7 protein-coding genes and 1 pseudogene are annotated in these 10,312 nt (G+C 59.3%); 6 read left to right on the top strand and 2 right to left on the bottom strand.

Annotated elements, in window-relative coordinates; all coding sequences use genetic code 11:
- From NKI88_RS31250 to NKI88_RS31275, 6 genes and pseudogenes are all read left to right on the top strand, one after another.
- Positions 1-616 (top strand): FAD-dependent oxidoreductase (locus NKI88_RS31250; protein ID WP_352659222.1); only part of this gene is annotated, 616 nt, incomplete at its 5' end.
- 522 nt (positions 617-1,138) lie between these two features.
- Positions 1,139-2,248 (top strand): GlxA family transcriptional regulator, encoded by a 1,110-nt coding sequence (locus NKI88_RS31255; protein ID WP_352659224.1) that lies wholly within the window; start codon positions 1,139-1,141, stop codon positions 2,246-2,248.
- Between the two features lie 55 nt (positions 2,249-2,303).
- A complete protein-coding gene (locus tag NKI88_RS31260) occupies positions 2,304-3,794 on the top strand; it encodes an amidase (RefSeq protein WP_352659226.1) in 1,491 nt (496 codons plus the stop codon).
- 411 nt (positions 3,795-4,205) lie between these two features.
- Entirely contained in the window at positions 4,206-5,375 is a 1,170-nt protein-coding gene (locus NKI88_RS31265; protein ID WP_352659228.1) for a M20 aminoacylase family protein, read from the top strand.
- A 183-nt stretch (positions 5,376-5,558) separates the two neighbouring features.
- Positions 5,559-6,602: a GntG family PLP-dependent aldolase gene (locus NKI88_RS31270; protein ID WP_352659230.1), complete on the top strand. Its 1,044-nt coding sequence runs from the start codon at positions 5,559-5,561 to the stop codon at positions 6,600-6,602.
- Between the two features lie 249 nt (positions 6,603-6,851).
- Positions 6,852-7,917, top strand: a pseudogene (locus NKI88_RS31275) (IS5 family transposase).
- Between the two features lie 335 nt (positions 7,918-8,252).
- On the opposite strand, the gene NKI88_RS31280 reads toward NKI88_RS31275, so the two are convergent.
- Both NKI88_RS31280 and NKI88_RS31285 read right to left on the bottom strand, forming a co-directional pair.
- Positions 8,253-9,740 carry a M81 family metallopeptidase gene (locus NKI88_RS31280; RefSeq protein ID WP_352659232.1) on the bottom strand — a complete coding sequence of 496 codons (1,488 nt, stop codon included), beginning with the start codon at positions 9,738-9,740 and terminating at the stop codon, positions 8,253-8,255.
- A 90-nt stretch (positions 9,741-9,830) separates the two neighbouring features.
- A partial coding sequence (locus NKI88_RS31285) for a CapA family protein (RefSeq protein ID WP_352659234.1) occupies positions 9,831-10,312 on the bottom strand: 482 nt, incomplete at its 5' end.

Consider the following 10,312-nt stretch of genomic DNA (forward strand, 5'->3'; position numbering starts at 1 on the left):
CAAAAACATCATCTTCTGCACCAGTGTATTCTCGGGCGAATTTGGCATTGCGCGCAACCGCATTGCGCCGGTCGCACTGTTTGCCGGCATGACATCACCAATTCCCGATCGGTTGATGTCAGCCTTCGGCGATACGGAGTTCGCTCTCCTTCCTGCTACTGAAAATGGCAGCACGATCCGCCTGATCAAGGGCAATCGCTTGCTGATGCGAAACTGCATTTCGTTCCCGAGGAAGTCCGGCTTCTCGCAGGATTTTCTGGCCTCGGTAGAACAGCGTCTTCGCAAGGCGATGATCGCGCGCTGGCCCCAGCTTGCCTCGCTCGAATTTACAGACACTTGGTCCGGTATTAATGGCTTCACCCGAAATGATGCGATCGAGTTCGGGCAGGTCGACTCAAACGTGTACTTAAATGTGTCCTCGGATGCGGCGACGATGACCAGAGGAACTGCCACAGGCAAGCTTTTGGCCGAGAAAATATGTGGCGTGCGCAGCAAGCTGCTCGATCTCGCTGAGACGGCGCCCAGGGCCGCGCTAATTCCGCCGCGGGCGATCCTAAAGCATGTTGTCAACCATCGCATACGCGGTGCCGAGCGTCGCGCGCGGGAGGAATTTTAGCCAAGCCTGGGATCGCTTGATATTGAATGAAGCCTGTAGTTCGCAAGACGATCCTGGTTCGAAGTATCCGGGATCATATGCCTCGCAGGTGCCGACTGCTGACGACCCCTGTTTTGACACTTCGGACAACATTCAAAGCGGCGGCAGTCTAGGCACTCATTGAGATCGCGGCAGAAGGGCGCTTGGGACTCAAGATAATGTCGTGCATCGCGCTTGTCATGAGCGCAGTGCAAGCGCGACTATCCGGGCCGCCAGCGCGCAGTCATGCAGCCCCCAACTCAGCCGCCTTCACCAAGACGTGCGGCGCCTACGTAGAGGTTGCGACCGGTCTCGACCAATTCAAGGTAGCATCAACAAAGCCATACATAAAGCGTTACCAGTATCACTCATTGTAAAATGGATCCATTGGCTGTTACACACAGGGCTAAACAAAATGCGAAAGATCCTTTCGACTCATGACGGTAAACGCTTTGACTACACTGCGGCAACCTCAAACAACCCGTCGCGGTGTTCGGCTGACCGATGAACGCGCCCTTCTCGACGAACGGCAGCATGGGCCTGGTTGGCCGGGATGAACGTCGGCATGACGCCGTTGCGCGGGAAGAAGCAGACTATCGCGTGGCGATCCTGCTCCTTCCGGGCTTTTCCCAGCTGAGCCTGTCGTCCTTCCTCGACCCGCTCAGACTTGCGAATTCGGTTGCCGGTCGTCGATTTTTTGAATGGTCCGTAAGCACGGCGGATGGAAAGTCAGTGGAGTGCGCGTGCGGTATCTCCGTGTCTGCCGACCATGCATTTTCGAAGACCGTAGCAGCGATAAGTTCAGTAGCCCGGCCCCACATGGTCGTCCTCTGCGCCGGCGAACAGGTCGAAACCCAAGCTTCCGCGCCGCTCATTAACCTGCTGCGTCTTTGCCGGCGGCATAGGGTGCCCATCGCCGCCCTCGGAACAGCAACTTGGCTCCTCGCACAAAGCGGTCTGCTGAATGATGCTCCGTGCACGATTCACTGGGGAAAGATGCCGGCGCTGACGGAGACGTTCAGTGGTCTCAACGTCATGAATAACCTGTTCGTCAGCAATGGTGATATTACCACCTGTGCGGGGGGTTTTGCGCCCTTCCATCTCGTGATGGAACTCGTATCCAATCGTCTCGGGAAGGAAACGGCGTCGGCGGTCTGCCATCACACGACCGCGCTCCAGTGGCGATCTGGCTCGGATATGCAATGGGAGGCCAGTGCCGAATTCGCCGGCGTCAGCAAAACTATGTCTGAGATCATCAGCCTAATGGAGCAACACATCGAGGATCCGCTTGCTCTGTATGACATCGCGCAATGCGTGGGCCGCTCGCGGCGTCAGATCGAGCGATTGTTTGAACGCTACGTCTCGTGTTCGCCAATGCGCTACTACCTGCGCCTCCGACTAGAGCGGGCGAAGCAGTTGATCGAGAATACGGACATGCCGCAACTGGAGATAGCCGTGGCCTGCGGCTTTGTCTCGGCGTCCCATTTTTCCAAGTGCTTCCGGGGTGCGTTCGGACGCAGCCCAGCCGAACATCGCGGCTGCTCTAGCGAGACGACGCGACCGAGGGTCGGCGTCCGGCCTGAGGCGTCTTTCGACGCTGAGGCGATCACATGAAGATAATATCCGCTCATTCGGTAATGACACTTGCTGAGATGGAGGGACGGTACACATGAAACTGCATGAATACGCCGGTCATGACGCCACAGGGCTCGCGGAGTTGGTCCGCAGGCGCGAGGTCACCACCCTGGAGCTCATCCGCCTCGCGCGCGAGGCACACGACCAGATCAACCCGACGATCAACGCCGTCATCGAGTTCTATGAGGATGCCGAGTCCGTTTCCGGCTCTGACACCGGGCCATTCGCAGGGGTACCCTTCCTGCGGAAGGACATCGGCGCCAGTGAGGCCGGCCGACTCCAGGAACAGGGAAGCCGGCTTTTCAAGGGTTTTCGCTCCACTGTGGAGAGCTATTTCATGCAACGTGCGCGGGCCGGCGGGCTGCGCATCGTGGGGCGCACCACCACCCCCGAATTGGGCGTCGGAATGGCGCGCATGAGCGAATCCTTGGCCAATGGGATCACGCGCAATCCGTGGCAGCTGGACCGAACGTCGGGCGGCTCGTCATCCGGGTCGGCAGCTGCCGTTGCTGCGGGCATCGTGCCGATTGCGCACGCCAGCGATAGCCTCGGGTCCACACGCACCCCAGCGGCTTTCTGTGGCCTGGTCGGCTTGAACCCATCGCGCGGCCGCATCTCCGGCGGCCCGGACCAGCAGGATGTCGGGTTAGGCTTGGGTCGCTACTTCGTAGTCTGCCGCAGCGTCCGAGACATGGCGGCGGCGCTGGATGTCTTTGCCGGCGCTCATCCAGGCGATCCGTTCGTCATCCAGCCGCAGGAGCGGCCCTACGTGGAGCAGCTTGCCCGTCCCACTACCCGCCTGCGGGTCGGCGTGGCCATCTCGCCATGGGGGGATAGGAAAGTCGAGCCGGAGATCCGCGCGGCCGTCGAGCGGACCGCAAAAACTCTCGAAACGATGGGACATCTCGTCGAGGAAATGTCTTCGCCCTACGCCTTGGGCGACATGCGAACGGTCGAGGCTGGCGCATGTGTCATGTGGATGGCATCGCTAGATGACGCAGCGCGAGCGCTCGGACGCATAGTCGACGAGCAGACCGTGGACCCCGTCAATCTCGAGTTTTACCGGGCGGCTCAACGGCTGCCGCTATCGTACGCTGCGGAAGTGTTCGAGGCCCAGCGCAAGGTCCGCGCCGATGTGGGGGATGCGATCAAAGCCTTTGACATCCTGCTGACACCCACATTGCCATGCACTGCGCTTCCCCACAGTACCAAAACCACGATCAGCGAGGGTATCACGATCGACGAGTTTCGTGACGCCAGCCAGTCCCTGTATCAATTCCAGGGAGTCTTCAATATCACCGGTCAACCCTCAGTTTCGCTGCCTCTCTTCAATGATGGCGAAGGCCTGCCCATCGGCATCCAGATTGTTGCTCGCTTCGGCGATGAGGCGACCTTGGTTCGTGTCGCCTGCGATCTGGAGGAGGCCATTCCCTGGTCTGCAAGGCGGCCAGCTGTGTTTGTGGGCAGCGGAATGCAGCGAGGGAATGCTAATGGAAAGAGCGGGCAGCCGGTTCCTGCACAATAATCCTACGACATCCAAAGGTCCCCATCCGGATGGCCCTTCTGCTGGGATCGAGCAACCCGAGGACCCGTTCCCCGGACTCGATAAGGGGCATTGGCTGCCGTGTCGAAGGATACGGTCGTGCAATGCGGTCACTTTAAAACAGGTCCTGATAAAACAGCAAATCTCGCGGTGGGCGTTGGCATTGGCTCTGTTTCAAAAATTTAGGATTTTCTCTCATCCACATCAACTACTGACGCGTTTTGGCGGAAATCTCTCACTTACATGCCTCATAGGATGAGGTCAGGAATGAAGGTGATCGCCATTTGACGGAAACTGCGCATTCAATCGCCTGTGGTTCGCACAAAGATGCGAGGCAACCGAAAAGACCGACTTCGAGATGGTCAAGAGAACACGCAAAAGAGGTTTAAGGTAATGACGGATGTTGAAACTTTCCGGGAGTTGCAACGCGAGGTAACAGAGTGGCGGCGGTATCTGCATGAAAATCCTGAACTAGACTTTCAAGAACACAACACAGCCAAGTTCGTGGCTGAAAAGCTGGCATCTTTCGGCATCAATCATATTGTGACGGGGATAGCTGAGACCGGAATCGTAGCGCTGATCCAGGGCGAGGGCGGCGACGGGCCTACGATCGGGCTAAGAGCGGACATGGATGCCTTACCTATTATAGAAGCGTCCAACAAGCCGTGGTCTTCGAAAAAGCCGGGCATAATGCATGGATGCGGCCATGACGGTCATACGGCCATGTTGTTGGGCGCTGCGAAACACCTAGCTTCCACGCGCAATTTCAAGGGCTGCGTCGCCTTGATCTTCCAGCCGGCAGAAGAGGTAGAATTCCCAAGCGGCGGCTTTAGGATGGTCCAGGAAGGAATACTGGATCGGTTCAGCATATCCCAGGTTTTTGGTATGCATACCAGGCCGGGCATAGAAATTGGTGGGTTCGGCATTCGCCATGGTGCCACCATGGGCTCGCAAGACGACTTCGACATCATCGTGAAGGGCGCGGGCGGCCATGCGTCCACCCCCCATAGAACAGTCGATCCCGTCACCATTGGAGCACAGATCATCCTTGGTCTGCAAACGTTGGTCTCCCGCAAGACTGATCCCATGGAGTCACTCGTGATCTCCGTCACAAAGTTGAAAGCCTCACAGGCTTACAACCAAATTCCTGACCAGGTCGAGATTTCCGGAACCGTCAGGGCGCTCGCATCTAATCTGCGAGACTTCGCCGAGCGAGAAATGTTAGCTGCTGCCCAGGGCATTGCGCGAGGTTTTGGGGGAGATGTCGATTTTAGGTATCTACGGTCGTGTCCCGTTACCTTTAATTCCCCCGAGGAGACCGAACTGGCGATTACGGCGGCCCGAAGCCTCGTGGGGCACGACTCCGTAGACGACAACATGAAAGTGACTATGGGGGCAGAGGACTTCGCCTACATGTCTGAGGCGCGGCCGGGAGCCTATATTTTCATTGGGAATGGACCAACTGTTCCCACGCACCACCCTGCATATGACTTCAACGACGAAGCCTTGCCTTACGGCATTGGCTACTGGGTGAAGCTGGTCGAGACAATTTTGCCTGTCTGAAGTATCGCTCGGCTTGAAGTTTGTGAGGCGTGGTCAGACGCGGTCGCAGCGGCGGTATCTTTTATTTCACCGCAAGCCAGGATTTGGGGCACTTAGAGCCGTTTCCGTTGATGCTCACCTACTGCTGACGGCGTCGAAAGCCGTTTTGCGAAAGACAGGCAACGCCACCTCTGGGAGAGAAGAATGATAGATCTGCTCAGCGATACCGTAACCCTTCCCACCCAAGAGATGCGGCGGGCGATGTTCGACGCGGAAGTGGGTGACGCCGGTTACGGTGAAGACCCGACGCTTAATCGGCTGGAAGCGTTGGCGGCGGAAATGCTCGGCAAGGAGGACGCCGCTTTCCTATCGAGCGGATGCCAGGGAAACCTTGCTGCGTTGCTTGCGCATTGTCCCCGCGGCCACGAGGTGATCGTCGGCGATCGGTCCGATCTCTACGATTTCGAAGCCGGCAGCGTTTCGGTGGTGGGGGGTCTCGTCCTTCACCCCGTGCCGACGGAAACCGACGGACGGCTGTCCTTGGATAACCTAGGCTCGGCGATCCGCGACAAGAGCGATTACCAATGCGCGCCGCCGGGCGTCATCGTGCTGGAGAATCCGCACTGTCAACGTGGCGGGCGTGTCTTGCCAGCGTCCTACATTAAGGAAGTGCGCGAGCTTGCCGACGAGCACGGCCTGCCACTTCACCTCGATGGCGCCCGCATCTTCAATGCGGCGATAGCGTCGAAGAGGACGCCAGCGGAAATGGCGGAGGACTTCGACTCGATCATGTTCAGCCTGTCTAAAGGACTTGCTGCGCCATTCGGCTCCATGGTGTGTGGACCACGGCCCTTCATCGACCGGGTGAAGCGCTATCGGAAGCTTCTAGGGGGCGGACTTCGCCAAGCGGGCTTCATGGCCAGTGCAGGTATCGTGGCTCTTGAAACCATGGTGGACCGGCTGGTCGAAGATCACCGGCGGGCAAAGTTGCTGGCGGAGAAAATCGGCGACATTCCCGGCATCCGCATCGAACCCCCGGTCATCGATACGAACATGGTGTTCTTTCGGCTTGAGGGAGACGGTCTGTCGGTCCCAAACTTCCTGGCGGCGCTGTCGCAGCGGGATGTGCGCATGGGCACGCTCAGCGAAGGCGTGGTTCGCGCGGTCCTTCACTATCTCATTAGCGATGACGATGTCGATGCGACCGCAAACGCCATTCGATCAGTCCTTCAGGCGAAGCCACGATGATGGGTGGCGATGATTACTCAAGCGGAAGACCCACGCCTCCCGCAACTGTCATGAAGTTAGTCGAGGTCGTACGGGGTAGAGTAATGTCCTCTGATGTAGTCTCGACATCGTTTCAGGTAATTAATCGGCATCAGCTTGCGCCATGAACGGATCAGTCAGTCATCTAGACTAGCAGGCTGTTTACAAAAGCACTCGCCATCGGTTTGCAACCATGATTCATTGTCTGCGAAGGGATTCGGAGACGCATGCGTGCGAGGCGGAGACGAACAGACAGGCGAACTGTTCAGCTACGTGGATCTTGAAGCCCGGGTTCGGCGCAATCATCCATTGCGCGCGATCCGGGTGATTGTGAACGAGACGCTGTCGGCGCTGGAGTGGGACTTCGCGGCGCTGTATTCGCGGATCGGTCGGCCGTCGACCCCGCCGGAGAAGCTGCTCAGGGCGATGCTGCTGCAGGCGTTCTATTCGATCCGCTCGGAACGGCTTTTGATGGAGCGGCTGGAACACGATCTTCTGTTCCGCTGGTTCGTCGGCATCGGCGTCGATGTCCGGCCCGGTCCATTCGGTGTTCCAAGAACCGCGACCGGCTGCTGGAGGGCGACATCGCAGCGAAGTTCCTGGCTGGCGTGCTCGCCAAGCCCAAGGTGAAGAGGCTTCTGTCTACGGATGACTTCTCGGTAGACGGTACACTGATCGGGGCCTGGGCGTCGATGAAGAGCGTCAAGCCGAAGGACGGTTCGGGCGAAGATGGCTCAGGCGAGCCGCCGGCTGCAGGACGGCGGGCGTAATGCGGAAGCGAACTTCCACGGCCAGAAACGGTCAAACGAGACGCATGCTTCGACCACCGACCCCGATGCCAAGCTCTGCCGCAAGGGGCGGGGCAAGGAGACCAAGCTCTGCTTCATGTGGCACGGGCTGATGGAGAACCGCCATGGCCTGTTGGTCGATGCCTGCCTGACGCTGGCCGACGGGCATGCCGAACTGGTGGCCGCACTGCATATGATCGAACGACCGGCCGCAGGCGATCACGCTCGGCGCCGACAAGGCCTATGACGCGGACGACTTCATCAACGAGTTACGCTCAATGAAGGTGACTCCGCATGTAGCGCAGAACACGAACAGCCGCCGTTCCGCGATCGACGGGCGCACGACCGGGCATAGCGGCTATGCCGTCAGCCAACGCATCCGCAAGCGCATCGAGGAGGCGTTCGGCTGGATCAAGACGGTCGCCGGGCAGGAGAAGACCAAGTTGCGCGGTCGCGACCGCGTCGGGTGGGCCTTCACCTTCGCGACGCTGCTGGCGGTGCCGGCATGACCGCGCCCACGGGCTGCCAACTGATCGGCCACTGGCGGATCATCGAAGCCGATCTGCGGGATCGCGGCTACCTGAGCTCGGTGGACCCGCCACCATCACCGTCGGACCCGACAACTATGGCGAGATAGCCTTCGGCGCCCTGCAACCCGGCCTCGATCTCAGTTACAGCCCCTCGACGATCTTCTTCACATAGGCCGGCTTCGACGAGATGGATGAAGTCACCGGCGAAGTTCCGCCGAATTGCTCGACGACGGCTCGATCGAGATCACATTCGCATACCACAACGGCGACGAAGCCATCCTCAAGGCAATACGACAGGCTTCTTCTACAGCCTGTTAGAGTTTGATGTCGTCGAGGGGCCAAATTGGGCGACGTACATGACGGTATGCTGATCGGAGCGCGCCTCCTAGCATTCCGCCTCCGTCGACCCTGATCACGTCGCGCGCAATAGGTTCGAACGCCGCTCGGAAATGATGAGAGGACTTTAGTGCGATGGTTGCGCAGTAAATTGGGTCGATGCCAAGAGATGTGAGCTGAGCAACTTCCGTCCCCTGCTCGTTGCGCGAGATCACCGCAACTTCGATGCCACCGACACGCAGCATCAGACTTGGCCCGAAGTTGCGCCATGCGCCTCCGCCTTGGAAGGACGGTCCATAGCAGCGAAAATGGCCATCGGTTATGGAGACAACATGCGCTTCGACGTCGAGCGGCCCCCCACCCATCTCCGGGGCATGCGTGCCGCCTAGGGAAATGCGCCCCGTGTTTCCGACGCCGATGGCAATGCCGGCCTGTACGGCCGCCGGATCGAAGATGGCATAAAAGGCCGCGTCCTGAAGGTCGGCCTCGATCATCGCGCGTAACAGCTCTGTCGCGTCGCCGTAAGCACCACCGCCAGGATTGTCGCTGTTGTCAGCGAGCACCAATGGCTTTGTGGCGCCGGCCTCTCCGGCCTTTGCGCGTTCCACCGCCTCGGCGATGCTGGAGTCTGGCGGAAGGGAGCGAAACTCGCGCGTCTCCCACGCGTAGTCCATAAATTCCTCGGCTGTGCGCTGCGCCTCCACAGGGTCGCCGTCGGTAGTAATGGTGACACTTGGCCCGACATCGTAAATATCACTCAAGGAAAACCCGGCGCAGACGCTGACCACGAGTGCCCTGCCGGAGGCTTCCAGCGCCTCGCCACGAGCGATCAGTTCGCGCATCGGGCCCACTTGGGTGCGCCCGTAATCGAGCCCCTCCAGCATCGGGCGCTTGGCGATGACGGTGCGCGGATGGATCTCGCCGCGCAGGGCACGGTCAAGCAGCTTTGCCCCCTGCCAGGCGCGTTCATAGTAGTCGATATGAGGGTAGGTGCGTACTGCTATCAGCGCTGAGGCGTTCGCCGCCATTTTCTCCGTCACGTTCGCGTGTAGATCGAGCGTGACCACGATCGGCCCTTCGGGCCCGAGAAGAGCTCGCAGTCGAGCGAGGATTTCGCCCTCCGGGTCCTCGCAGCCTTCAGCGACCATGGCGCCGTGCAGGTTTATGAGCGCGCCATTGCAGCCATCGGCGCCCGCAAGGAACCAGGCGCAGAGCTGCTCAAAGGTTTCCTTCGTAACCGTTCCTCCAGGAGTGGCACTCGCAGCCAGGGGATGCGAAAGGGTCCAGCCGAATTTGTCTGATGCCTCGAACACCGCGCCCAAAGCAGTGCGCGTACCGCGCCGCGCCGGCGGAATCTTGTCGCCCAGCAGCAAGCCGTGGGCCCGGAAGTGTTCGAGCGTGGTCGGTACTTTGTTGAAGGTGTTTGCTTCATGTTCAATCTCGCCGGTGAGGATGCGGAAACTCATAGGAAAATCTTTCAGTTGAAAATCGATGAATATCTAAGACCATTGGCTCGGCTGGCCGAGCTGAAACCAATAAACCGCGAGGGGCTATCACTAAATTCCGGCTGAAGGCCGCGCTGGGCTACATCGGATCAGTCCAACGCCGTTCTCGATCTCGATTTTGGTCCCGAATGGCTTCGACGCCATCTGTAGCCTCTCCAGAATGGCACTTGCTCGGGGCGCTGGAGCGCGTCTCGGCACTCCCCGGTTGGCTAACCGCTCGCTGCGTCGCAGCTCGAGTGGATAGAGCCGTATCTCGGCGATCTGGTTTTCCTCAAAACGGCTCACGCTAACGACGCTCTCATAGTAGATCGCATCGGAGAGCGGTGTGAATCCTTCCTGCGTCGGATATCCTATTGCCATCTCATGGGCGGTTACCTCGGCATCAGTGTCGACCCGTGGATCCTTCCCGTGTGCGTCGAACATGTCAGCCCCGACTGGCGTTCTCAGGTCTTGGTTGAAGAAATTCCCCAGGCCGTAAAAGATGGGCCGGCCTTTGTAGATTTCGATGCCCCTGACATGATGCGGTCCGTGAT

It is taken from the genome of Mesorhizobium sp. M0317 (assembly GCF_040321555.1).
GTDB lineage: Bacteria > Pseudomonadota > Alphaproteobacteria > Rhizobiales > Rhizobiaceae > Mesorhizobium.